Origin of the sequence: Dysgonomonas sp. HDW5A (assembly GCF_011299555.1) — a bacterium.
Classification (GTDB): domain Bacteria; phylum Bacteroidota; class Bacteroidia; order Bacteroidales; family Dysgonomonadaceae; genus Dysgonomonas_A.
Genome location: NZ_CP049857.1, coordinates 3,131,230 through 3,157,392, shown reverse-complemented (window position 1 = coordinate 3,157,392; position 26,163 = coordinate 3,131,230). Strand labels below are relative to the sequence as shown.

At 36.9% G+C, this 26,163-nt stretch carries 23 protein-coding genes; 14 read left to right on the top strand and 9 right to left on the bottom strand.

Features of this window, described 5'->3' with window-relative positions; genetic code table 11:
- The first annotated feature begins 338 nt into the window (after positions 1–338).
- The gene (locus G7050_RS13230) at positions 339–1,091 is read left to right on the top strand and encodes a creatininase family protein (protein ID WP_166116185.1); all 753 of its coding nucleotides are present in this window, start codon (positions 339–341) and stop codon (positions 1,089–1,091) included.
- An 87-nt stretch (positions 1,092–1,178) separates the two neighbouring features.
- Here G7050_RS13230 and G7050_RS13225 read toward each other — a convergent pair whose 3' ends face one another.
- The 3 genes from G7050_RS13225 to G7050_RS13215 form a co-directional block, all read right to left on the bottom strand.
- On the bottom strand, positions 1,179–2,639 hold the full coding sequence (locus G7050_RS13225) for a choice-of-anchor Q domain-containing protein (RefSeq protein ID WP_166116184.1): 1,461 nt from the start codon (positions 2,637–2,639) through the stop codon (positions 1,179–1,181).
- A 22-nt stretch (positions 2,640–2,661) separates the two neighbouring features.
- On the bottom strand, positions 2,662–3,393 hold the full coding sequence (locus G7050_RS13220) for a DsbA family protein (protein ID WP_166116182.1): 732 nt from the start codon (positions 3,391–3,393) through the stop codon (positions 2,662–2,664).
- 127 nt (positions 3,394–3,520) lie between these two features.
- Positions 3,521–4,981, bottom strand: a complete 1,461-nt coding sequence (locus G7050_RS13215) for an aminoacyl-histidine dipeptidase (protein WP_166116180.1) — start codon at positions 4,979–4,981, stop codon at positions 3,521–3,523.
- A 312-nt stretch (positions 4,982–5,293) separates the two neighbouring features.
- On the opposite strand from G7050_RS13215, the gene G7050_RS13210 reads away from it, so the two are divergent.
- Positions 5,294–5,902 (top strand): OmpH family outer membrane protein, encoded by a 609-nt coding sequence (locus G7050_RS13210; RefSeq protein ID WP_166116177.1) that lies wholly within the window; start codon positions 5,294–5,296, stop codon positions 5,900–5,902.
- A 76-nt stretch (positions 5,903–5,978) separates the two neighbouring features.
- Here the strand turns inward: G7050_RS13210 and G7050_RS13205 are convergent, their stop codons facing one another.
- The gene (locus tag G7050_RS13205) at positions 5,979–6,395 is read right to left on the bottom strand and encodes an ester cyclase (protein WP_166116175.1); all 417 of its coding nucleotides are present in this window, start codon (positions 6,393–6,395) and stop codon (positions 5,979–5,981) included.
- Positions 6,396–6,784: 389 nt separating this feature from the next.
- Here G7050_RS13205 and dnaK point away from each other — a divergent pair, with 389 nt between their 5' ends.
- From dnaK to G7050_RS13175, 6 genes are all read left to right on the top strand, one after another.
- Positions 6,785–8,686 (top strand): molecular chaperone DnaK, encoded by a 1,902-nt coding sequence (gene dnaK, locus G7050_RS13200; RefSeq protein WP_166116172.1) that lies wholly within the window; start codon positions 6,785–6,787, stop codon positions 8,684–8,686.
- Positions 8,687–9,187: 501 nt separating this feature from the next.
- Positions 9,188–10,387, top strand: coding sequence for a cation:dicarboxylate symporter family transporter (locus G7050_RS13195; RefSeq protein ID WP_166116170.1), 1,200 nt, complete (start codon positions 9,188–9,190; stop codon positions 10,385–10,387).
- A gap of 378 nt (positions 10,388–10,765) precedes the next feature.
- Positions 10,766–11,569: an ABC transporter ATP-binding protein gene (locus G7050_RS13190; protein ID WP_166116168.1), complete on the top strand. Its 804-nt coding sequence runs from the start codon at positions 10,766–10,768 to the stop codon at positions 11,567–11,569.
- A gap of 52 nt (positions 11,570–11,621) precedes the next feature.
- Positions 11,622–12,632 (top strand): aliphatic sulfonate ABC transporter substrate-binding protein, encoded by a 1,011-nt coding sequence (locus G7050_RS13185; RefSeq protein ID WP_166116165.1) that lies wholly within the window; start codon positions 11,622–11,624, stop codon positions 12,630–12,632.
- Position 12,633: 1 nt separating this feature from the next.
- The gene (locus G7050_RS13180) at positions 12,634–13,365 is read left to right on the top strand and encodes an ABC transporter permease (protein ID WP_166116163.1); all 732 of its coding nucleotides are present in this window, start codon (positions 12,634–12,636) and stop codon (positions 13,363–13,365) included.
- 54 nt (positions 13,366–13,419) lie between these two features.
- The gene (locus G7050_RS13175; RefSeq protein ID WP_166116160.1) at positions 13,420–14,244 is read left to right on the top strand and encodes an epoxyqueuosine reductase; all 825 of its coding nucleotides are present in this window, start codon (positions 13,420–13,422) and stop codon (positions 14,242–14,244) included.
- Positions 14,245–14,369: 125 nt separating this feature from the next.
- Here the strand turns inward: G7050_RS13175 and G7050_RS13170 are convergent, their stop codons facing one another.
- On the bottom strand, positions 14,370–15,524 hold the full coding sequence (locus G7050_RS13170; RefSeq protein ID WP_166116158.1) for a PAS domain-containing sensor histidine kinase: 1,155 nt from the start codon (positions 15,522–15,524) through the stop codon (positions 14,370–14,372).
- A gap of 873 nt (positions 15,525–16,397) precedes the next feature.
- Here G7050_RS13170 and G7050_RS13165 point away from each other — a divergent pair.
- The 5 genes from G7050_RS13165 to G7050_RS13145 all read left to right on the top strand — a co-directional run bounded on the left by G7050_RS13165 (position 16,398) and on the right by G7050_RS13145 (position 19,946).
- Entirely contained in the window at positions 16,398–16,949 is a 552-nt protein-coding gene (locus G7050_RS13165; RefSeq protein ID WP_166116155.1) for a DUF4251 domain-containing protein, read from the top strand.
- Positions 16,950–17,204: 255 nt separating this feature from the next.
- On the top strand, positions 17,205–17,615 hold the full coding sequence (gene mce, locus G7050_RS13160) for a methylmalonyl-CoA epimerase (protein WP_110308908.1): 411 nt from the start codon (positions 17,205–17,207) through the stop codon (positions 17,613–17,615).
- 107 nt (positions 17,616–17,722) lie between these two features.
- A complete protein-coding gene (locus G7050_RS13155; protein WP_166116153.1) occupies positions 17,723–19,282 on the top strand; it encodes an acyl-CoA carboxylase subunit beta in 1,560 nt (519 codons plus the stop codon).
- Between the two features lie 25 nt (positions 19,283–19,307).
- Positions 19,308–19,484, top strand: coding sequence for a hypothetical protein (locus G7050_RS13150; RefSeq protein ID WP_166116150.1), 177 nt, complete (start codon positions 19,308–19,310; stop codon positions 19,482–19,484).
- An 18-nt stretch (positions 19,485–19,502) separates the two neighbouring features.
- Positions 19,503–19,946: a DUF2118 domain-containing protein gene (locus tag G7050_RS13145; RefSeq protein WP_166116148.1), complete on the top strand. Its 444-nt coding sequence runs from the start codon at positions 19,503–19,505 to the stop codon at positions 19,944–19,946.
- Between the two features lie 87 nt (positions 19,947–20,033).
- Here G7050_RS13145 and G7050_RS13140 read toward each other — a convergent pair whose 3' ends face one another.
- The 4 genes from G7050_RS13140 to G7050_RS13125 all read right to left on the bottom strand — a co-directional run bounded on the left by G7050_RS13140 (position 20,034) and on the right by G7050_RS13125 (position 23,503).
- Positions 20,034–20,846 (bottom strand): hypothetical protein, encoded by an 813-nt coding sequence (locus tag G7050_RS13140; RefSeq protein ID WP_166116146.1) that lies wholly within the window; start codon positions 20,844–20,846, stop codon positions 20,034–20,036.
- A 14-nt stretch (positions 20,847–20,860) separates the two neighbouring features.
- Positions 20,861–21,727: a hypothetical protein gene (locus tag G7050_RS13135; protein WP_166116143.1), complete on the bottom strand. Its 867-nt coding sequence runs from the start codon at positions 21,725–21,727 to the stop codon at positions 20,861–20,863.
- A 36-nt stretch (positions 21,728–21,763) separates the two neighbouring features.
- Entirely contained in the window at positions 21,764–22,567 is an 804-nt protein-coding gene (locus G7050_RS13130; protein WP_166116140.1) for a hypothetical protein, read from the bottom strand.
- 579 nt (positions 22,568–23,146) lie between these two features.
- A complete protein-coding gene (locus tag G7050_RS13125) occupies positions 23,147–23,503 on the bottom strand; it encodes a helix-turn-helix domain-containing protein (protein ID WP_166116137.1) in 357 nt (118 codons plus the stop codon).
- Between the two features lie 317 nt (positions 23,504–23,820).
- Here G7050_RS13125 and G7050_RS13120 point away from each other — a divergent pair, with 317 nt between their 5' ends.
- The gene (locus G7050_RS13120; protein ID WP_166116135.1) at positions 23,821–26,082 is read left to right on the top strand and encodes an excinuclease ABC subunit UvrA; all 2,262 of its coding nucleotides are present in this window, start codon (positions 23,821–23,823) and stop codon (positions 26,080–26,082) included.
- Positions 26,083–26,163: the final 81 nt, after the last annotated feature.

Below are 26,163 nucleotides of genomic sequence, written 5' to 3'. Positions count from 1 at the left end.
TAGGTTTAGTTTAGCCTGCATGCTTTAGTCAGACAGGTGAGCCACGCCGCACAAAGCCTTTTTGATTCCTTTTGCGGATTTGGGCAAAAGGAATACAAGCAATCTGTGATTGCGCGTAGTAAAAGACAATTTAATTGAACATATAATCCCAACTACTGATTGACATAATTAACTGAATAGAATATATGGATCTTGTGAGGGTATAAAAATATATTGCATGGTTGATTACTCGTTAAATAGCTGTAACTTCATTGCCGGAATTATAATCAAAATTATAATTCGATTTACTTACAATTGCATGAACAGATTAAAACTTTATTATTAAACCACTTTTCGCTATGAATAAATTAGACATATTATCAGCTTCGTATAACGATACCCAAGACCTAAAATACGATTATGCTGTTTTGCCATGGGGGGCTACCGAACCCCACAATTATCATTTGCCTTACTTAACCGATTGTTATCTGGCACACGATACAGCTTTCGATGGTGTAAAGAAAGCATACGAACAAACTGATATTCTAGGAATGATATTACCGCCAGTTCCTTTTGGATCACAAAACCCGGGACAATTGAATTTACCTTTCTGCCTACATGCAAGTTACGAAACTCAAAAGGCAATATTGTCAGACATAGTGGCATCGCTTTACAGACAAAAAATAAATAAGCTGATAATCATAAACGGACATGGTGGGAATAACTTCAAGAATATGATCCGTGATCTAGCAGTAGATTATCCTGACTTTTTGATTGTGGCTGCAGACTGGTTTAAGGTAATTCCTACTAAAGATTATTTTGATGAGCCGGGAGATCATGCGGACGAACTGGAAACTTCGGTATTGATGCATTACCGCCCCGATCTGGTTAATTTAACGGTAGCGGGCAATGGAACTTACACACCATTTAAAGCAAAAACTCTTCGGGAAGGTATTGCATGGACTCCACGCAATTGGTCTAAAGTTTCACAAGATACAGGTATTGGTAATCCTCATAAATCAACTGCCGAAAAGGGTCGGAAATATGCCGAAGCTGTAACAGATAAACTTGCTGAATTATTTATAGAATTGGTACAGGAAGATATATACTAAGCCTTCAAAGCAGGGGGTATATCATTAAATACTTTCAATTACAAAAAAACGTAAGGGACGAAAATTATTCGCCCCTTACAGTATCTATTATTTTTCCCATTCGAAGCAACCTATATCAGGACCTTCGTCACTACGACGTGAAACACCAACCAAATCAAATGGAAGGGAGACTGCCGCCTGACGCGAACCTTTATGTATAGCCGGCGAATTTTCGGATAATCTGAAGTTATAAAAGTAATACAGGCTTGTATTTCCGCCAGCCGACTCAAACGAATATATATACTTGAAAGCCGGATCGACATTCCATACTGTATTTACAAAAACAGTGTCATCCGTTCCTTTATTTTTTATCAAGCAATTCAAAAAAGAATAGTTGAAGCCAAGCTCATTATTTTTTTTCAGTTCAAGTTCGCTGTTTCCTCTTCCTGCAATTATAGTATTTGTAAAGGAAGTATTTATCAAAGGATAGCTTACCTGCTTTTCGACAACATTCGAACCCGTATTGGATAATAACATAGCATTCCTACGAGGTAAAAATCCCCAGTTGGCATCCATATAATTAGCAATGGTGCATTGTAGAAAATCGTAACTACCACCTAACAATCGAACTGTGTATCCGCCCGAATTGGCTAACAAAGTATTCTTTGCGGTTATTTTACAATTGACAGCCCAAAGAACTTCCTTACTCGAATTCTGGATAACTGTATTCATAAATGTAGCCTTCTGCTTTGTAGGGTCTGAATCATGGAAAAATATACCATAAATACCATTACGTATTCTTACATTCTCAAAATTATTGTCGTAACTATCGGCTGCAACTTCTATCCCACCCCATTGTCCAGGAACTCGATCAAAAGGCACATTACCCGACTGATATAAATTATCCAAGCGATCACCTCTAAATACAACCGGCTCGGCAATTGTACCAACAGCATCTATGCGACCGTTAATTAACACTTTTGCTCCACTGTGGAAAAACATCTGCACATTTTTCTGAATATTTAAAGTTGCTCCTTTCGATATAGTCAATCCGTCAAATACAAGAAATGGTTTTTCGGAAGTAAGCGTAGTATCCGCATTTATAGTCTTCCCTCGCCAGAGAATTACATCCTGGCCTATGGCTTCGAGACGTACATACTGGGTCACTCCATTGAATTGAAAGCGGATGGAATCATCTACAAGCATCGGTTTATTTTGATTCAGCGGATCAACTGTTACCTCTACGAATATATAAATACTGTCTTTCCCTAAAATATCTACATTACTTATTTTGTTACCACTTACACCATCTACATTCATTCTGAATCCGGTATTTGCCGCATTCATCAATTCAATAGAGTTAATGTTTAGTGCATCTTTATTTCGATTGTAAATTTTCAAACGCTTGGTAGCTGTACCAATTGTCGTAAAAACAGTATCGAAACGCAAGGTATCGGTAGAAAAAGACAATCGAAGGCTGCTACTATTCGAAAAATTATCATCGTTACTACATGCAAAAAACAAGGAGAGTGATGTAATGAGCGCTATGATATAAACAACTAACTTCATATTCTATATCAATAGTCTCAAATTAAATACTACATGTTCCATCGGGAGAGCAAGCACGACCTTTGTGTCTGTCACCACCTCCACCTTTAGAAGCTCCATTTTGTTTCCAGAAGTCATACGATTTGTTCAAGACCTCCGCATACTCTTCGTCAGCTAAGGAACCTTGTATGATGTCTCTGCCATTAAACAAGTAAAAAGGAATATATTCGAGATCCAATTCATCTTCACTGAATCTGATATCAGCTTCAATATCTATAATAAACTCATCTCCATTCAACAAAGCCATTATGTCGTCTTCAGGCAAACCAATACCCGTTCCGAGACGCACCAAAGTAGCTTTATCACTAATATCTTCACCATCTACAAAATAAGCTTTAAAGAGAACTTCTTCTGCCTCATCAGCCAGTTTATGTTTTTTAGCCAACTTGATCAACCTTAAAGCATCCGAAGTATTGGCAACCACTAGTTTTTCGAAATGGTAATCCAAGCCAACTTCTTTTGCCAGATCGACCAATTCCTGCAAATCGGCTTTTGCCTCCTCCACTGTTGAATGATGTATACCGGCAAAATATTCATAATACGATTTTCCGAATGGCTTTTTAGGTAAATCGGGATTCAACTCATAACTGTGCCATACTAATTCGATCTCATCTGCATGAGGAAATTTAGCCAAAGCATTTTCAAATTTACGTTTTCCTATATAACAATACGGACAAGCTATATCCGACCATATTTCTACTTTCATTTTTCCCATAACATTTTAATTTTTTATTTCTATAATAGACAAATATAGGACAAAGTTTACCTTGTCCTATATCTTATTACATATATTGAAGGTCTCAGACCTTTTATTATTTGTTGACCGTAAAGCTTACGACCCCTTATTTCTTTTCAGGAATATTTTTCAATACATCAAGCAACAGCCTCCACCACTTATCTACCGATGGAATATTTACCTGCTCGGCAGGAGAGTGAGCATCAGTAATGGTAGGACCACAGGAAACCATATCCAAATGAGGATATTTCTGAAGGAACAAACCACACTCCAAACCGGCATGAATAGCTTTTACCTCGGGATCTTTACCATATAGTCTTTTAAATGATTCTTGTGCTACTTTTAAAATCTGAGAATCGGGATTAGGTTTCCATCCCGGATATCCTTCGCTATGTTCCACTTTTGCACCTCCTAAAGTAAAGGCGGCATTCACCATATTGGCAGCATAATTTTTCAGAGATTCTGTAGAACTACGTTGGCTGGTACCAATTACAATTGTATTATTCTCTTTCATTTTCACTGAGGCCAGATTTGTAGATGCTTCAACCAGACCCGGCACATCGTGACTCATAGCCAAAACCCCATGAGGGCATACACAAATAGAGTTTAATAAGCCACAAGTAGTTTTCTCATCTATTACAGTTTGAGGCTCGTCGGTAGACTCAATCTGAATCTGAACATTAGGATCTACCACTTTCAATTCGTCTTCGATTTCAGCAATAAATACATTCAATAATGCTACTACTCTATCTTTATCTCCAACAGGAACACCTACCACAGCCGAAGCCTCACGTGCAATTGCGTTGTGTAAGTTTCCGCCCGAAATAGTAGCTAGACGCACTTCCATCTTACGGGAGATAGTCCACAAGAAACGGTTCAATATCTTATTAGCATTGCCAAGTCCCTTATGTATTTCTGCACCCGAGTGACCTCCGTTCAATCCTTTGACATCCAACTTAAACCAGAACTGATTCATTGGAGTTTCGCATTCTGTATATTTAAAAGTGGCATTTGTACCTTTTCCTCCGGCACAACCAATGTAAAGCTCGCCTTCTTCCTCAGTATCAAGATTGATCAGAATATCTCCTGTCAGAAAATCTTGCCCCAAAGCATAAGCTCCAGTAAGACCAGTTTCTTCATCTACAGTAAACAGACACTCCAACCTTCCATGCTCTATATCGTCCGAAGCAAGTATAGCTAACGCAGCTGCTACCCCCACGCCATTATCTGCACCTAAGGTTGTACCTTTAGCCTTTAGCCAATCTCCATCCACATACGTTTCAATAGGGTCATTATCAAAGTCGTGTACCGTTCCACTATTCTTTTCACACACCATGTCAACGTGTCCTTGAAGAATAACAGTAGGAAGTTTTTCTTTTCCTTTAGTTGCAGGTTTGGTAATGAGCACATTGCCTACATCATCCTTTCTAACTTCAAGGTTATGTATTTTTGCAAAGTCAAGCAAATAGGCTATTACTTTCTCTTCTTTTTTAGAAGGTCTTGGAACCTGAGTCAGTTCATGAAAATATTTCCAAACAATATGGGGTTTCAGATCATTTATTGTCATACTATCTAATTTATTAAATCTTTCATGTAATACACCTTATTTATTACTATAAAAGTAGAGAAATACACAAGCATACACAAACTTTTTCACATCTTTTATAGTTAGTCTGAATACCATCTCCAACTATTAGGTCTATCTTTGTGCTTCGAATAAAAAACAGTTTTTGTGCTGCAATAAAGATTTTTAGGTCTTAATTTCATTTATTGTGGAATAAAATGATAGAAATTTAAAATTTGATTCTATTTTTGCGGAACAAAATAATAATAGATACTAGTAACATTATATTTTAGTCATCAACATTAAGTTATTTATATGAAAAATCTTTCTCTTGTAATAAATGGTATTTTAGCTGTTGCTATCATAATACTTTTTATTCTATTCTTTAAGACCAAAACAAATTCAGAGAATGTAACATCTCTTAAATTTGAAAATGACACTACTGTAACTTTACCTATTGCTTATGTAAATATTGATAGTGTTTTAACAAACTACCAATATGCTAAAGAAGCAAGTGATGCACTTATGAAAAAAACTGAAGCTTCGAGAGCTTCCATCAATCAAAAACAAAAACAATTGGTTAGCGAACAACAAGAGTTTCAACGTAAATACCAAAATAACGCATTTCTTAGTCAAGAACGTGCCGAACAAGAAGCTGCACGCATCCAAAAACTGGGAGCGGAACTTGAACAAACCGCAGGTCGTTTAGATAATGAATTGACTATGGAACAAATCAGAGTTAACAATCAGTTGGCAGATTCTGTAAGACTTTGCATAAAAGAATTTAACAAGACAGCTAATTATCATATCATCTTTAGCAATTCAGGTTTAGATAATGTTCTTTATGCTAAAGAAAAATATAATATCACGAACAAAGTTATTGAGATGCTGAATGCAAGACATGCGGCCTCTCCTAAAAAATAAGGTCACAAGACCCTAAAGTTTTAAATAGAAAAAAAGGTTGTGTCAATACGTTTGACACAACCTTTTTTTATTAATCCTATACAGAAGTTGCTCCTATCTGATGCAATAAACCGAGCAAATCAGGCTGTCCATATTCCTTAATGATTTTACCATTCAAGAAATAATAGAAATTCAATGCCTGAACTTTGATCTTTTTTCCCGTGGGTGCTATTCCAAAAAACACCCCTTGATGCGTTCCTTCCAAAACAAAACGCGCAGCAACAGTATTTCCCTCCGCAACCATCTCTTCCAATAACCATTGAACATCAGGAAAACCGCTACGCATCAATTCAATAATTGAAATATAACCTGCCGGTCCTTTTATAAGATCAGGACTTGTTGGTGCATAAAATATAGCATCCTCCGAAATCAACTCCTTTGAAAGTCTCTCGTCTGCAGTATTTATAAATTCTACAAAACGATACATTTTCGCTTTATTTATTTCTGTTGTCATAATGTTTGATTTTGTTTATCATTGTGTGGGCAAATGTATATATACAAAAATTCTCTTACAAGCTAGTTCCTAACATACATACCTGTTAGTAATACTGACAAACAACACTTTAAAACAACATATTTAACTATCATTTAACCATTCAACCCTTATTGAATAAGATAAGTATTGCATATAACCTTTCCAATGTATGCTTCTTTCCATTCTGACCTACCTCCAAACTAGGTCATACACTTGCTTTACTAATAGAAAAAAACATTCTGTCACTTTGTCACACTTCGTTCTTTCTCATTTTTTGGCACAACATTTGTTTATCCTCTAGTGTCGTCACAAAACGACATCTTATAAGTAAAGAAATAATAAAATAACAATAAATATATAATTTAAAAATGGGAAAGATAATAGGAATAGACTTAGGTACCACAAACTCTTGTGTTGCTGTATTGGAAGGTAACGAACCAATCGTTATCGCTAACAACGAAGGAAAAAGAACTACACCTTCTATTGTTGCGTTCATCGAAGGTGGAGAACGTAAAGTAGGAGATCCCGCTAAACGTCAAGCTATCACAAACCCTGAGAAAACCATCTTCTCTATCAAAAGATTTATGGGAGAAACTTGGGATCAGGTAGCCGGTGAAGTACACCGTGTACCATATCAAGTAGTAAAAGGAGACAACAATACACCTCGTGTAGATATTGACGGTCGTCTTTATACTCCTCAAGAAATATCGGCTATGATTCTTCAAAAAATGAAGAAAACTGCCGAAGATTATTTAGGTCAAGAAGTTACAGATGCAGTTATTACTGTACCAGCTTACTTTAACGATGCACAACGTCAGGCAACTAAAGAAGCCGGAGAAATTGCAGGTCTTAAAGTTCAACGTATCGTAAACGAACCTACTGCTGCTGCTCTTGCTTATGGCTTGGATAAAAAACACGAAATGAAAATCGCTGTATTTGACCTTGGAGGTGGTACATTCGATATTTCGATCCTAGAATTAGGTGATGGTGTTTTTGAAGTGAAATCGACTAATGGAGATACTCACTTAGGTGGTGACGATTTTGACCAAGTTATTATCGACTGGTTAGCTGAAGAATTTTTAAAAGATGAAGGTCTTGATTTACGCAAAGACGCTATGGCTCTTCAACGTTTGAAAGAGGCTGCTGAAAAAGCCAAAATCGAACTTTCGAGTGCAACATCTACTGAGATCAATTTACCATACATTATGCCTGTTAATGGAATGCCAAAACACTTGGTTAAAACATTGACTCGTGCTAAATTCGAACAATTGGCCGACAGCTTGATTCGTGCATGTATCGAACCATGTCGCAAATCTCTTCAAGATGCAGGATATTCAACTTCAGACATCGATGAAGTTATTCTAGTAGGTGGATCGACTCGTATTCCTGCTGTACAAGCTGAAGTAGAAAAATTCTTCGGAAAAGCTCCATCAAAAGGTGTTAACCCCGATGAAGTGGTTGCAGTAGGTGCAGCTATCCAAGGCGGTGTATTAACAGGAGATGTAAAAGATGTATTGTTACTTGATGTAACTCCACTTTCGTTAGGTATCGAAACAATGGGTGGTGTAATGACTAAATTAATCGAGTCTAACACAACTATCCCAACTCGTAAGAGCGAAACATTCTCTACAGCAGCAGACAATCAGCCATCAGTACAAATCAATGTATTGCAAGGAGAACGTCCGTTAGCTAAAGACAACAAACAAATCGGGGTATTCAACCTTGACGGTCTGCCACCAGCACAACGTGGTGTACCTCAAATCGAAGTAACTTTCGATATTGACGCAAATGGTATCTTGAAAGTATCAGCGAAAGACAAAGCAACCGGAAAAGAGCAATCTATCCGTATCGAAGCTTCTTCGGGATTAAGCGATGCTGAAATCCAAAGAATGAAGGACGAAGCTGCGGCTAATGCAGAATCAGATCAAAAAGAAAAAGAAAGAATCGACAAGATGAATCAAGCTGATACATTGATTTTCCAAACAGAAAAACAATTAGCTGAACTTGGAGATAAGATTCCTGCTGACAAAAAAGCTCCTATCGAAGCTGCTTTGAACAAAGTAAAAGATGCTCACAAAGCACAAGATATCCCTGCATTGGATACAGCAATGGCTGAATTAAATACATTATTTCAAGCTTTGAGCCAAGAAATGTACAATGCAACAGGTGGGGCAGCTGATCCAAATCAACAAGCTAACCCAAATCAAGGAGGCGCACAACCAAACAATGACGGAGATGTGACCGATGTTGATTTTGAAGAAGTGAAGTAATATTATTTTCATATAAGAGAAGGATGATTTCTAAAAGAAGTCATCCTTTTTTTTGTATATAATAAATTTGCACAACTTTAGATATCACACAAAATAACTGATTCTGAAAAAAAACATCTCTTTATACTATCTTAAACATTTCAGAGTGTATGATATCTTATTCAAAAAAAGTGAGAGCTATAATAACTATTTACAAATCGCCGAAATCCGGATATCTCAACATCCAATACGAAAAGAAGTAAACACAAAAATAATAAGATAATAACTCAGTCTATAACATAATAGATAGTCAAGATTAGCACTAGCTAAAATATGCGATTAAAATACCATATATATGGTATTTCTTAGGGAGAATGCGAATCTTAATTTTGTAGGATAAAAATAGCTGGCAAAACGCTGCTTCGGCAATTTCAATTATATTGATTTGCTAGACGATAGAAAGCCGGCACTCGATTACAGAATTAAAAAATAAAAGGTCTGAGACCTCAATTTTAGTCTCTTATGAAAAGAATTTTATCGAATACTACAGTAAAGCTGCTTCTTGGTGTTATTGGCGGAATAGTCATAGGTCTTGTAGCCAATCAAACTATCATATCAGTAATACTTCCATTGAAACATATACTGAGCCAAGTTATATTTTTTCTTATTCCACTTCTGATTTTCGGGTTTATCACTCCGGCAATAACCCGATTGAAGAAAAATGCGTCGAAATTATTAGGACGTTCATTGTTGTTAGCATATGGCTCATGTATCGGGAGTGCATCATTAGCAGCTTTAGTCGGATATAAGATGATACCTTTGTTGAATATCAGCCCGACTACAGATACTACACAAAAACTACCTGATATTTTGTTCCAATTAGACATTCCCCCTTTGATGTCCGTATTGAGCGCTTTAGTCTTTGCTTTTCTTCTGGGCTTATCTATCATCTGGGTAAAATCAGATAAAATAGAGGGGGCATTATATGAATTTCAGGATCTGGTTTTCGTTATGGTAAAAAAAATACTGATCCCCATACTTCCTTTTTTCATAGCTGCTAATTTCTCGATATTGGCTTATGAGGGAGCCTTAGCATCAAGATTACCTATCTTCCTGGCAATTTTACTTATAACTATATTATGCCATATATTATGGATGACCATTCTTTATGTTTCGGCCGGATTATATGCCAAGGTTAATCCATGGCAGGTACTTAAATATTACGGACCGGTGATACTAACCGCGTTAGGAACACAATCATCTGCGGCAAGTTTAGGGGTTGCTATCGAACAGACCAAGAAAATACCTGTATTGAAGAGTGATGTAAGAGATTTTGCGATTCCGCTTTTTGGAAACATACATTTCCCCGGGTCTATTCTTGATGTTGTTTTCCTTTCTTTAGCAGTTTCTCAATTGTTATACGGAACAATGCCCGACTTGAGCAAGATGCTCATCTTTATCCCGCTACTGGGAATTTTCGCCATAGCAGCTCCGGGATTGCCGGGCGGAACTCTAATTACTTCTCTTGGATTAATTCATGCAGTTCTGGGAATAGACGATGCAGGTATCGCATTAATGATTACAATCTTTGCTTTGTTGGATAGCTTTGGCACAACTCATAATATTACGAGTGATGGAGCACTCACCTTATTTCTATCAGCAAATTCGGATAAAAATAATATAAAAAGCGATGCTGAAAAGACAGAAGTGTCTGTCGAATAATAAAAAATGATATTCCTATCAGAGCAGACAAAAACAAAAAAAACGGTAATTAGAAAAATAGATTGAAATCGTTTTTTACATGACTTTTAGGTTTCATCACTGATTACAAATCGTAGTTTTATTTTTAGCAGGGGGCGAAAGAGTATAGGCACAGCATCCCATTACCTTATAATATCAAAAGTAAGGTATAAAAATGCCATATATATGGTATTTCGCTGTTATTAGCAAACCCTAACTTTGCACCACATTAACTATCAATGATGATGGCTATTGTCTATCAAAACAAAATAAATATATAGGTTATTAACACATTTAGCTTTCAACCATTCATCAGATAAAAACACAAATATTAATTTAATTACTCAACGTCTATCAACTATGAACGAACAATATCTTGCGAATCCAAAAGAAAAGCAATCAGTCAAATTATCCATAAAAAGCCTATCGAAAACCTATCAGGTGAAGGGTGTGGAAATTTCTGTACTTTCCGATATTAATTTAGAAATCTATGAAGGCGAATTTGTAGCTATTGTCGGCGGTTCGGGTTGTGGAAAATCGACCTTTTTAAGAATTGTTTCAGGATTTATACAGGATTATGTTGGTAAAGCACAAATTAATGGATCAGATATTCACGCACCCGGACGTGACCGCGGTTTTGTTTTCCAAGAATCACGCCTTTTTCCCTGGCTGACTGTTGAAGAGAATATAAGTTTCGGGCGTAAAAATAAGCATGAAAAAAATTCAAAAAAAATAGATGAGCTATTAACCCTTGTAGGTTTAACAAACTTCTCGAGAGCATATCCTCAACAGCTATCCGGCGGAATGGCTCAGCGATGTGCAATCGCCAGAGCATTAATAAATCACCCCGAAATACTATTGCTTGACGAACCCTTTGGCGCTCTTGATGCAATGACTAAAGTTACATTGCAGGAAGAGTTGCTTAAAATTCACGAGAAAGACAAAACAACGACTATTTTGGTCACCCATGATATTGAAGAAGCCATTTTCCTGGCAGACCGCGTTATCGTAATGACTCCACGCCCCGGCAAAATTCACAAAATTATACCTGTACATCTCTATCATCCGAGGAATCGAAATGAATCGGCTTTTGTAGAAATCAGAAAACATATTTACAATGAATTCTTTACCCCACCGAAACAAGAAATTGAATATAGCATTTAATCATGAAAAACTACTGACCTACAATTAAAACAAGCATAACGCACTCATAAATATGGACAAGAAACAAAAGAATTTCATTTACGCCGGAGCAGTGGTTTTTATAGCCTTAATTGTACTCATTGCCCTACCAAGCAAAAAACAAAAAGGGAATACTACGGAAGAAAAGATAACAGAAATTATTCTCGATTATGCTAACTGGAGCCCTATAAGCCTAGTCTTAAAAAATCAAGGATTTCTCGAAGAGGAATTAAAAAAAGACAATATATCTGTACGATGGGTATTCAGCCAGGGGAGTAATAAATCAATGGAACTGCTCCGAAGCAAGAGTATCGATATAGGCTCTTCAGCAGGAGTGGCTGCATTAGTGAGCTTTATAAACGGAAACCCTATCGAAACTGTGTATGTGAGTTCAACGCCCGAATGGACAGCTCTTGTTATTCCATCAGACAGCAAAATTACAGAAATCAAAGAATTGAAAGGAAAAACAATTGCAGCAACACCGGGAACAGATCCCTATGTATTTTTGGTGCGTACACTGTCCGAAGCAGGATTATCATTAGAGGATATAAAAGTTGTTACACTGCAACATCCGGATGGCAAAAACGAATTGATACGCCATCGTGTGGATGCATGGGCAGGGTTAGACCCATTAATGGCACAAGTGGAATACAGCCGACAAGGTAAATTCCTTTATCGAAATGTCGACTTTAACTCATACAATGTAATCAGTGTTCGCAAAGAATTTGGAGAAAAACACCCTCAACTTGTAACCAGAGTACTTGCTGTTTATGAAAAAGGGCGGCAATGGGCTATTGATCACCCCGATGAATATTTAGAGCTTATAGCTAAAGAAACGAAACTGGATATACCGGTTGCTAGCCTGATGTTACAAAGAACAGGGCTTAGTGATAACCGGTTAACAGAAAAGCAAAAAGAAAATATAACCAAAGCCGGAAAAGCTCTACAAAAGGCAAATCTACTTGATGTGGACAAAAATATCGATAACGCTATCTCCGAATTATTCAATACAACTTATTTTGATAAATATTTAAACAACAACTAATATGGGCTGGATTCTACCGATAATTATCATTGTCTTTTGGCAGATTAGTTCACTCAAAGGATTTATCCCCTCCGATTGGCTGCCTTCACCTTTCGAAATCGTTCAAACAATTTACCTGATGGCTATGACCGGCGAATTGTGGGGGCATGTACTCATTACACTACTACGTGTACTAATCGGCTTCCTTATTGGAGCCACAGCAGGAACACTCGCAGGAGCTATTACGGGCTATTCGCAGACAATAAGAAATCTGCTTGACCCTCTTCTTCAATCGCTTCGAAATATCCCGTCCATGGCATGGGTTCCTTTGTTTTTGCTGTGGTTTGGTATTTTTGAAGAAAGCAAGATTATTCTTATCGCCACAGGTGTATTTTTCCCAGTGTACCTCACATTGTCAACAGGAATTGAACAGGTAGATAAAAAACTAATAGAAGTGGGAGAAGTCTTTTCTTTGAGTGCAAAGCAGCAAATTACCCGAATAATTATGCCGGCTGTCTTTCCAACATGGATTACAGCATTGCGCAATGGATTGGGATTGGGATGGATGTTTGTTGTAGCTGCTGAGTTGATGGGTGCATCACAAGGACTTGGATTTTTGATGTATGATGCTCAGCAAACAAGCCGTGCCAATGTAATCATTGCTTGTATTGTTCTTTTTGCCATTCTCGGTAAACTGAGCGACTCGATAATTGCCAGCACAGGCAGATATATCTTACGCTATCAGCGTGCTTAACAATACATACACACGACAATTCTATAAAAGAAACAATATCAAACAGGAAAGAGAATGGAAAAGAAGCAAACAAATACAAATCTCAAACAACAGATTATCCGTAAAGTAAAACAATCGGGAGTGGATATCATCGGTTTCGCATCTGTTGACAGATGGGAACAGTACGGCGAAACTCCCCCATCTTATTTTCCACAAAGTATATTTCCCTTTTCCAAAACTGTTATTGTACTAGGGTTGCAAATAATGATTCCCATACTTGACACAACTCCCTCTATCGTTTACTCAGAATTATACAACACAACAAATCGGCTCTTGGATGACATCTCCTATCAGCTCTCGGCACTTTTAAACAGAAAAGGACATCGTGCTGTTTTCTTTCCTCGCGATGCTTATGGCGATATATCCGTATTGGTAAAAAAGCCCGAAGCGGCTTTCTCACATGTTTTAGCAGGAAAGTATGCGGGGCTTGGAACAATCGGCTACAATCACACACTACTGACTAAAGAATTTGGTCCGAGAGTAAGACTCGTTTCTATATTGACGGATGCAGAGATAGAGCCGGACAATATGCTGACGGAGGAGCTTTGCATAAAATGCGAATTATGCAATAAATGTTGCCCGACTTCGGCATTTACAACAACAGGCAATCTGATTGCCGACATGGACAAGTACAAATGTGCAGCATATCATAAAACTCTCAAAGATGATTATCATTATCCTTGCGGAGTATGCATAAAGGTTTGTCCGATAGGTAAAGACCGTAAACTCTATGGTATGACCACGAAAAAATACTTGGACGAAAAAGAGGCATTAGAAAAGAACCCGCAGGATGAAGGATATTCAAGTTGGATACATCTTCGGAGTTTTGGGTCAAAATAATACTGGTATAAGGATAGAAAATTCCCTTTCTGTTTCTACACTTATTGTATATTTCATTAGGATACAGCAATGCAATTATATTATCGATATCCGTAATCTTAAAAAAAAGCATCCTATATCCCTATTCAGGCTATAGGCACCCTCATCAACTCTATTCTGAAGGTAGTACCAACACCTATTTCGGAACTTTTTACATAGATACGACCTTTGTGATAATCTTCGATAATACGTTTAGCTAATGAAAGACCTAGTCCCCACCCTCTTTCTTTAGTGGTAAATCCGGGAGAAAATATACTTTTAAACATGGCTTTAGGCAACCCTTTTCCCGTATCGGTTATATCAATACAAACAAAACCGTTACGTTGTGATAAAGTGAAGGTTATATGTCCTTGCCCCTCCATAGCATCTACCGCATTTTTCGTAAGGTTCTCAATAACCCAACTGAATAAAGAAGTGCTTATTTTCGCATATAAAGGCTCAGCCGGAATATTAAATTCAAATTTGACTTTCTTCGAAATCCGCTTCTCCAAATAAGCTACCGATTGCATCATTTCTTCGCCAACCTGCCGTGTCTCTGGTGCAGGTGTAGAACCAATCTTAGAAAACCTATCGGCAACTACCTGTAAACGCATGACATCTTTTTCCATCTCATTAAGCGTCGATACATCTGTCGTTTTACTCTTCAGATATTCTACCCAGGCAAGCATAGACGATATGGGTGTACCCAATTGATGAGCAGTCTCCTTTGATAATCCCACCCACAATTTATTTTGTTCTGCATTTTTCGTACTCAATAATGCCAGGAATGATACACATATAAAGAAAGTCATCACCCCGATCTGAATAAAGGGATAATATTGGAGACGTTGCAATGTTGACGAATCACCATAATAAACATACTGCTTAAAATTAGGAGATTCAATAACAATAGGAGTATTCGACTTCTTAAATGACGCTACCTTATCAGCCAGATATTCAACACTATCTTGGACCGGTATATCAAGATTAGCCGTCATCATAACGTTATCAAACTCATCACATAATATAACGGGAATAGTTTTATTGCTTGATAAGATTTTTAAAGTCAAGTCCAATTCATCCACCACATCGTTATTTGCAGCCATATTAACAGCATCTGCCCACAATTCCATCTTTTGCCTCTCATCCTTCGCCATATCTCCTGCCATCTGGTTCGAAATAATGAGGAAACTAATAGCAATGGCTATAGCTACAGCAATAAAAATATATTTCGCCAACACTTTCTTATCAAAAGATCTCATTTTCTTAAATTAAGTCAATTTTAGAGTAGGAAAGGTACATAATCTTTATCAGATATTAAAATCGCGTTACAAGGACTCAATAATGTTATAAATTCGTTAAAGTATGCTATATAACATAAAATAGATTGCTTTTTATTTTAGAATCGTATATCTTTGAACTGTGTTTTTTCATGGTATTAGATTTTAAGGTTAACAATGAAGATTGGTTGTCGGGATGACAACCTTTTTCTTTTTATATCACCAAACCTTCTTTGATCATAACTAAATCGAATATCGCCTCTAAAATTTTAAATAAATATTAAATTCACAATACAACAAACCCACAATATCACATTATTGTTAAAAAACAACATTTAACATCAAATAGATTGATTTTTATTTTAAAATAAGATATCTTTGAACTGTGTTTTTTCATGGTATTAGATTTTAAGGTTAACAATGAAGATTGGTTGTCGGGATGACAACCTTTTCTTTTTACATACCCACAGAACACACAATCAAGATTCCCCTGAATAATATCTCAATATTATCTCAAAACCACTAAAAAAACATTAAAAAAAATCACCTCCAAACAACATAATACCACTTTTTTGTTAAAAAACAACATTTAACATCAAATAGATTGCTTTTTATTTTAGAATCGCATATCTTTGAACTGTGTTTTTTCATGGTATTAGATTTTAAGGTTAACAATAAAGATTGGTTGTCGGGATGACAACCTTTTCTTTTTATACACCCACAGAACACACAAATAGAGCTTTAGAACCACATAAAATTACTATTGAAAATACGTCTTCCAGTAAAACTTTTTTTACAATTAACTTGTTGTAATTAAAATAAAAACAAAAGTATTCAACTAAAAAAAACGAAATCATGAAAATCTTTTTATTTACATTAGGTTTATGCGGCATATTCTTTATGTCAAGCGTCCAATCCTCACAAGCTCAAAATTCTCAAAGTAAAGAACAAAGAAAAGAACAGAAAAAAGATCGACGAGCGGTAAAACAAGCAGAGCAAGCAGAAAAAAACATTGCAAGCATTGAACGTCTAAATTTTTCGTTCTACCCAAATTCGGTTGAGCCTCAATTTGGATTGCCAATAGAATTGGATGGTACTGGCGACTATTTTTTCACTATCGACAAGGATGTTATGAACATGAATTTGCCCTATGTAGGACGTTTTTATGTAACTCCTATTTCTCCTGAAAACAAACCCATAAATCTGACATCTACAAAATTTGTATATTTTGTGCATACAGATGACGAGATTACTTTTGAAGTAACAATTATACCTTCGGATCTTGCCAGTATCCTTAACCAAGGTATAAAATTCTTTTTTACTATAAACAAGCAAACTCAGGAAACTACATTAAAAGTTTCGGCTGAGAATAGACAAGATGTTACTTACAAGGGAGTATTCCAATAATGTAATACATAACTACTCAATAGTAAAAAAACATTTTATTTTCAACAAAGACCGGCAAAATCAATCTTGCCGGTCTTTGTATTTTTATTGTGATTCGGGTTTTCTATAGTTTGCTTTTTTAAACACGTGTATCCATCAATAAAACCAATATCACATAGACAGATTCTTTTTTTATCTTAAAATATTCTTCTCGTTCTAATTTATATTGCTAATTTTGTATTCAATCTAAAATTACTAACTTTTTTATAAGAGATCATGAATATTTCGCACATCGAACATCTTGGTATTGCTGTAAAAAGTATCGAAGACAGTCTTCCTTACTATGAAGGCGTTTTAGGCTTAAAATGCTACAACATAGAAGTTGTAGAAGATCAAAAAGTAAAAACTGCTTTCTTCAAAGTCGGTCAGACTAAAATAGAACTACTTGAGCCTACAAGCCCAGACAGTACTATCGCAAAATTCATCGAAAAAAAAGGAGAAGGTATCCATCACATTGCATTCTCGGTTGATAGTGTTGCTGCATCATTGGCTGAAGCAGAAAGTAAAGGAGTACAACTGATAGACAAAGCTCCTCGTGCAGGTGCAGAAGGTCTGAACATTGCTTTTCTTCACCCAAAATCGACTTGCAGTGTACTAACCGAGTTTTGTGAACACCCAAGCAAATAAGATATACATTAAAAGAGGCTTTACAATGTAAGGTCTTTTTTTGCGTTATCAACAGGTCTGTGACCTGACCAATTCAGTATTAAATTTAAGAATCAAAATATAAAAACATGAGCCAACTTGAAAAAGTAAAAGAGCTTATTGCACTTCGAGAAAAAGCACGCCTAGGCGGTGGTGAAAAAAGAATCGAAGCTCAACACGCAAAAGGAAAATACACTGCTCGCGAACGTATCGCGATTGTACTTGACGAAGGTAGTTTCGAAGAGTTTGATATGTTTGTAGAACATCGTTGTACAAACTTCGGAATGGAGAAAACTAAATTTCTGGGTGACGGTGTAGTAACCGGATGTGGAACTATTGGCGGACGCCTTGTTTATATCTTTGCTCAAGACTTTACTGTTATAGCAGGCTCGTTGTCTGAAACATTGGCAATGAAAATCTGTAAAGTAATGGACATGGCAATGAAAATGGGTGCGCCTTGTATCGGTATCAACGATTCGGGTGGTGCTCGTATCCAAGAAGGTATCAACGCATTGGCAGGTTATGCTGAAATTTTCCAACGCAATATATTGGCATCAGGTGTGATTCCTCAAATTTCGGGAATATTCGGACCTTGTGCCGGTGGTGCTGTATACTCTCCTGCTCTTACCGACTTCAATATCATGACTGAAGGTACTTCTTATATGTTCTTAACAGGGCCTAAAGTAGTAAAAACAGTTACAGGTGAAGACGTTACTCAAGAAGAACTAGGAGGTGCAAGCGTACATACAACCAAATCGGGTGTTGCTCACTTCTCGGTAGAAAACGAAGATGATGGTTTAGAATTGATCCGTCACCTAATGAGTTTCCTACCTTCTAATAACAGAGAAGAGGCTCCACGCAAAGAATGTACTGATCCAATCGCAAGAATGGATGATTTGTTGAATGACATTATCCCTGACAATCCGAACAAAGCATACGATATGTATGAAGTAATCGGCTCATTGATCGATAATGGTGAGTTCCTTGAAGTACACTCAGCATATGCTAAAAATATAATTATCGGTTTCGCTCGTTTCAACGGACAATCGGTAGGTATCGTAGCCAACCAACCTAAATACATGGCCGGTGTGCTTGATATCAATGCATCTCGTAAAGCAGCACGTTTTGTTCGCTTCTGCGATGCTTTCAACATTCCTTTAGTAACATTGGTAGACGTACCCGGATTCCTTCCAGGAACAGGACAAGAATATGGCGGTGTAATTGTACACGGTGCTAAACTTCTTTACGCTTACGGCGAAGCTACTGTGCCTAAAGTAACAGTTACTCTTCGTAAATCTTACGGAGGTTCTCATATCGTAATGAGTTGTAAACAACTACGTGGCGATATCAACTATGCATGGCCTAGTGCAGAAATTGCAGTTATGGGTGCTGATGGTGCTGTTGAAGTATTGTATGCAAAAGAAATTAAAGCTGATCCAGATCCTGTAAAACAAGCCGAAGCTTATGCAGCGAAAAAAGATGAGTATAACAAATTGTTCTGTAACCCTTACAATGCAGCTCGTTACGGTTATATCGATGATGTAATTGAGCCTCGCAATACACGTTTCCGTGTAATCCGTGCATTGGAGCAATTGAGAACTAAACATCAGGTAAATCCTGCTAAAAAGCACGATAATTTACCTCTATAATTTTCAACTGTAACACATAGAAATTATGAGTGATAAAAACATACCCACAGATGTATTAGCTGTTATAGCTATGGCTATATATGACTTTCAACATCAGCATGATGCAGAAAGTAATGTTCTGACCATTAAGCATGAGTCTCAAGATCATCTTCCTTGGGTTGACAGAAGCGCTACCATGCTTCAAATGCCAATAAGAAAATAAAAATTAGAGAAATTTATCATGAAACAATTCATATATAGAATTAACGGTCAAGACTATATAGTTGCCGTAAATAAATTAGAAAACTCTATTGCCCAAGTTGCAGTAAACGGAAGCAATTATGAGGTAGAATTAGTAAGTAATGAGGAAGAAGTAACTCTTGTTTCTCGTCCGGTAGCAAAAACAACTGCTGCTCCTGCTGCTCAAAAAACAGCTACAGTATCAGCACCAAGTGCACCTGCCAAAAGCGGTGCAGGAGCTGTAAAATCTCCACTACCAGGTATTGTTGTTGCAATCAATGTAAATGTTGGTGACGAAGTAAAAAAAGGTCAAACTGTTGCCGTTCTTGAAGCTATGAAAATGGAAAATGCCATTAATGCACCTCAAGCCGGTAAAGTAACTTCTATAAGTGTAAACCCCGGAGACTCTGTTCTCGAAGGTGTTACTATTCTTACCATAGAATAATATACGATAAACGTATTATTAGATAAGCCCCGGCTATGAGAATTCATAGCCGGGGCTTCACTTTATGATATGAACCATAATAATATATTACATCTCCGATATAGTCAGAGTATTGTACGATCCATCTGTGGTTGTCTTTACTTCGACATTCATACCATTCCAGATTGTAAAATAACACTTGTCACCCGTCTGAAGATATAAAAATGCTTTATTTACAAATGTCATATTCACAGACGCTCCCAAGAAGTTATTAGGAGCTGCAAACGCGCTCTTTACTTGTGAAGCCGTAACACTGGTAACCATCAAGTTTAACTCGATACGCAATACACCCGATGTGGTTACAATATTTTCGACCATACCTGTGCATGAGACCGAATATATACCTGCCCGCGGAGCAGTGAATACTCCCGTAGAAGCATCAAAACTGTTTGTTACATCTACAGCTTCAGTCCAGTTTTTCCATATAACACTTTTAGACGCAGGCACCCCTATTTGTACTGTATTCTTAGCTATCACATATGCTTTGGGAGGCAAAGCTGTTAACTTTATCCAGACATCCCCATCCGAATATTCTATTCCGTTGTTATACCTTATAGCTCCAGCCCTGGCGGCAGCAGCTGTCATTGTAGTTGTACCTAACCCCAATTCTCCATTAGAAAGGGCTCCCCTTAAGTCTACTCTAACCGCTGGATTGGCTTTTGCTATACCTAAATTCCCGTTATCGAGTAAGCGGATCAACTCTACGTTAGCAGAGTTACGAGCTAAAATTGCAGGTACTGTAGTTAACTCAGACTTCACTTCCAGAGTAGCAATTGGCGATTCGGTATTTATCCCGATCTGAGCAGGGATATAAAAGGGTAAAAGAAGAAGTATATATAGAATAATAATTTTTCTGTTCATATTAGTATAATACTTTATTGTATAACGATGGATATATTATTGAAGTACATATCTGAAGCGGCACTGACTGGCCCTGAATCCCCATAGATACGGAGATGCTTATCTGTTCCTGTATTGTGAAATACCTGAGGATATAGAGTATCGCCGGCATCTAAAAAAACTGTCCCGCTACAAATAATAGATGCCATAAAACCGCCCGGCAGAGGAAAAGAATTGGTACATTTAATAGTTTCTCCGTTACTGGCTATCCATTGTCCTTCGATGTAGCTTCCTGCTCCGACTGAAGTAATAGCCATGTGTACACTGAATGTAGCTGTATATAATCCTGTTTTAGGTGCAGTAAATACTCCGGTCGATGCATTAAATGTTCCGGTAGGATCATATACTGTATTCCAGTTTCCAAGTTGAGTCGTAGTATTGTCCGGACATACCATCAGGTTATAGGAATTATCAGCAATCACACAATCTCTGACCATATCGGCCTCTAATATCAACCATTGTGAACCATCCGAATAGTGCAACTCCTTTGTATCAGAAACATACTTTATTGCTCCGGCTCGAGCTGTTGATGCTGCCAAATTGGTATTACCTATACCTATAATATTATTCCCGGCTAAATCGGCTCTCAAATCAAGGCGTACAGCAGGGCTTATTGTTCCCAACCCCATATAACCATTGTTGAGCAATGTCAAAAGATTGATATTATTTGAGTTGTTTATCCTTATATTTTCAGTCAAACCATTATCTCCTTGTGAGAGTATATCAAGCGTAGCTGTTGGATTATTGGTATTTATTCCTACGCTCTGTGCATACACCATTACTATTGGCAGAGATAATAAAAAAGTTATAACCATCAGATATCTAAACATTTTATTTTTCATACATAAACTATATTTTAATATCATACTCTCAGAACCTTAGTTTTCTAAAATACTTAAATTACAATAACCTGCCTTAAGATATTTAAGTGATCCCATATTATGAGAAATAACAGATCGCAATGTTTGTCCAGCTATCAGTTGAAAGCTTCCCGAACATAGCACTGAAGTTTGAAAGGTAGCTGCATCATAATAAGTCGATTGACATTTAACTGTAGCTACAGGCGATACCAGTTCCATTTGCATATAACTGTTAGTACCAACCGCTCCATTGTCGAATGTGGCAATTACCGAGATGGTGTACGTACCCGTCCGAGGAGCTGTAAATATTCCGGTCGCAGCATTAAATGTTCCGAGCAGATCCTCCTTCTTACGCCAGTTCATAACCGTTGTAGAAGCATTATCCGGAAAAGACTGGCTGGTATTGATAATATCGGCAACCACATATGTACGTATCAGGTAAGCACTAAGCTTATTCCATACAGTTCCATCAGACAGATACAAAGCCTGAGACCCTGTATCATATTTTAAGGATCCGGCTCCAGCTGCTGCTGCCGTTTGATTACTATTACCGATGCCGATAATGGCATTATTGGCCCCATTTCGCAAATCGAGCCGAATATCAGGGTTCGTCACTCCCAATCCCAGGTAACCATGATCACGCAGCGAAAGTATCTCCGTATTAGATGTATTTCTGACCGAAAGAGCCTGTGTTGCACTGGTACTCCCCTCGGAGATAATTTCTAGTGCTGCCTTGGGATTTTGAGTATTTATTCCTACCTGAGCCTGCAACAGACTAAAGAAAAGAATACCAATTAACAATAAAAAAGTTATCTTCCTCATTATCTTCAAATTAATTTATATAGTTAGTTGTTTTAGTCAAATAAAAAAGCAGCAGCATGTAGTCGCTACACACTACTGCCTGACATAGTTGTGGCACAGATAAACAGATTATTCGTATCGATTTTGAACGACAACAAAAAAACAAATCGGTAACACGAAGATGTTTATCGAAACAACTATTAGTATATCTATTGGGGAAATACTCTAAAATGAAAAACAATATGTCATTAGAACACAATAACAAAAAAAGACAGAGTAATCTGCCTAAAATATTTTTATTAATAATGTATCTGCTAGTTAACTCTCTCTCTCTCTCTCTCTCTCTCTCTCTCTCTCTCTCTCTCTCTCTCTCTCTAATATTTCAACGCACATAGACAAACCTAAATAGTTAAAATTTAGTTTGTTATCAGCAGATATGTTTGTTAATTTTGTTATCATTATTAGAGTAAATAGTTATTTTACAAGGGCAAAGATATAAAATACTTTTAATATCGCTACTCAGTCAATAGAATTTTAATTAATAAAAGAAAGTATGAAGGATAATCTAAAAACACTGCTTAGAATCTTTTAGGTAATGCTTTATTCAGAACCTTCTATTACATTTATAAAAGCACTTTTATGTTTATCACCCCATCTTTCCAATTGCTCAAGAATAGGAATCAAATCTTTTCCGGCAGCAGTCAAATAATATTCAACCCGAAGAGGTAACACAGGATATACCGTTTTACCGACTATACCTTGCAACTCCAGCTCCTTTAATTGTTTCGTTAATACTCGTCGGGGAGCAATGGCAATACTATGATATAATTCGCTTGGTCTGGCTACCCCTTTATTTATTTCGAGAATAAGCCATATCTTCCAACTTCCTGAAATAATGTCAACTGGAATACGAATCGAACAATCAGAATAATCCATCGGATTCTTTCTTTTATACATAACTTTCAATTTCGGTTTTAATCAAAGTTAAGTATTTATTTGTCAGCAGGAAACTCTACAACAGCAATACTTTACTAAATTAATGATAAGACGTTCTATAGTATTTTACAATTACGAAAGCTGTTTTTTCAAACCGATAGATACCGATAAATGAATAAGAAAGCCTTACTTATATTCGTATAATAATGGCTAGAAAAATCTAATCTCTTCAAATCCAAATAGCGATTAATTTATCACCCCATGACTTATTAATCCCTTATTGTCAAGAAGATAAAAGAGATGTACTTTTGCTTTTATAGGATAGAAAAAAAACAGTTATGGACAATCGATATATTATCATAAAAGGAGCTAGAGAAAACAACCTGAAAAACATTTCAGTATGCATTCCCAAAAAGAAAATCACTGTATTTACAGGAGTTTCAGGTTCGGGTAAATCGTCTCTCGTCTTCGATACAATTGCTGCTGAATCGCAACGCTTGCTCAACGAAACCTACAATAGCTTTATCAGACATAGGCTGCAACAATATGGTAAACCCGATGTAGACAGCATGGAAAATTTATCTGTATCTATTGTTGTAGACCAGAAGCGTATCGAAGGTAATGCACGATCAACAGTAGGTACCGTTACAGATATTTACTCATTGCTCAGATTAATATATTCAAGAGTTGGTAAACCATTTGTAGGCTATTCAAATGCGTTTTCATTCAATAATCCGCAAGGGATGTGCCCCCATTGCGAAGGGTTGGGAAATGTCAACACTCTTGACTTTGATAAACTTATCGATAAAAACAAGTCTCTTAATGAGGGAGCAATCAATTTCCCGACATTTGAAGTTAATGGCTGGAGGTGGACACGCTACGCTTATTCCGGACTATTTGATAATGACAAAAAAGTTAAAGACTATACAACACAAGAGTGGTATAACCTTATTTATGCTGATAATATTAAATTGACCAATCCCGATCCCCGATTTCCGAAAACTTCACCTTATGAAGGATTATTACCCAGATTTGAACGGACCTTCTTCAAAAAAGACTCAAAAGAAATTACGGGAAAGAATTCAAACAGATTCAAAGAAGTCGTCATGAAGAATACGTGTCCACAATGTAAAGGAGCTCGTTTAAACCCAACTATATTAAGCTGTAAAATCAATCAGAAAAATATAGCAGATTGCTGCGATTTACAAATTGACGAATTGATTAAATTCATCGGAGGTATTGATCAAGCAGGCATACGTCCGGTTTTAGATTCTATCATTACACATTTAGAGAGTTTAAGATCAATCGGTTTGGAATACCTCAGCCTCAATAGAGAAACATCAACATTATCGGGAGGAGAATCGCAACGGGTAAAACTCATACGTCATTTAGGCAGTAGCCTTACCGATCTCTGCTATATTTTTGATGAGCCAAGCATAGGACTTCATCCCAGTGATGTGCACAGGCTGAATAAATTATTGATTGAGCTTCGGGATAAAGGGAATACTGTACTGATTGTAGAGCATGACCCTGATGTAATTGCGATAGCCGATCATATTGTGGATATGGGAATAGGTGCAGGGAGAAACGGAGGTAAAATTGTGTACGAAGGTGATTTATCCGGATTAATATCCTCCTGTACCTTAACCGGAAAATATCTATCTCAAAAAGCATCCCTTAAAGAGACTTACAGAGTCGCCACCGATTTTCTTTCGTTGCATAATATTACGTTGCATAATTTAAAAGATATATCAGTCCGAATCCCCAAAAAGCTAATGACCGTGATAGCGGGTGTTGCCGGCTCCGGTAAAAGTTCGCTGATTAAGGCATTACAAAAAAACTATCCTCAGATTGTAATGATAGATCAAGGTGCCATAAGAGGATCTAAAAGATCTAACACCGCCACTTATACGGGAATTATCAACGAAATACGAAAATTGTTTGCCAAAGCAAATAACGTAGCATCTTCTCTATTCAGTACCAACTCTGAAGGAGCTTGCCCTGCATGTAAGGGATTGGGCATTATATCAACCGATCTGGCTTTTATGGATACAGTCGAAATTCGTTGCGATGTCTGCAACGGCAGCGGATACAAACCTGATATTTCGCAATATAAACTGCAAGGAAAAAGTATTGAAGAGGTAATGTCAATGACTATATCGGAGGCTAAAGTATTCTTTTCTGAAAACGACATACAGCGCATACTTGAAAATCTGGACGATGTAGGCTTGGGTTATTTAACTATCGGACAAGCATTAAATACTCTTTCGGGAGGAGAAAGACAACGTCTCAAACTGGCAATAGAATTAGGAAAACGGGGACAAATTTATATTTTTGATGAACCAACCACGGGTTTACACGGCTCCGACATTTCGAAACTGTCAAAGCTATTCAATCAATTAATTGACATCACCCATAACACGGTTATTATCATCGAACACAATCTGGATATTATCAGTCAAGCAGACTGGATAATAGAGATGGGACCACGAGCAGGTAAGAATGGAGGTAAAGTAATATTCGAAGGCTATCCAATAGAAATTATAAACGAAAAGAAGTCTTTAACGAGTAAATATTTAAGCACATACATAAAAAAATGAATCCATAAATCTGTTATTTAAAGGTATATTAGTAAAACGAATATCAATCAAAAAATACTACAGCCCTGTTGGAAGAAGCAA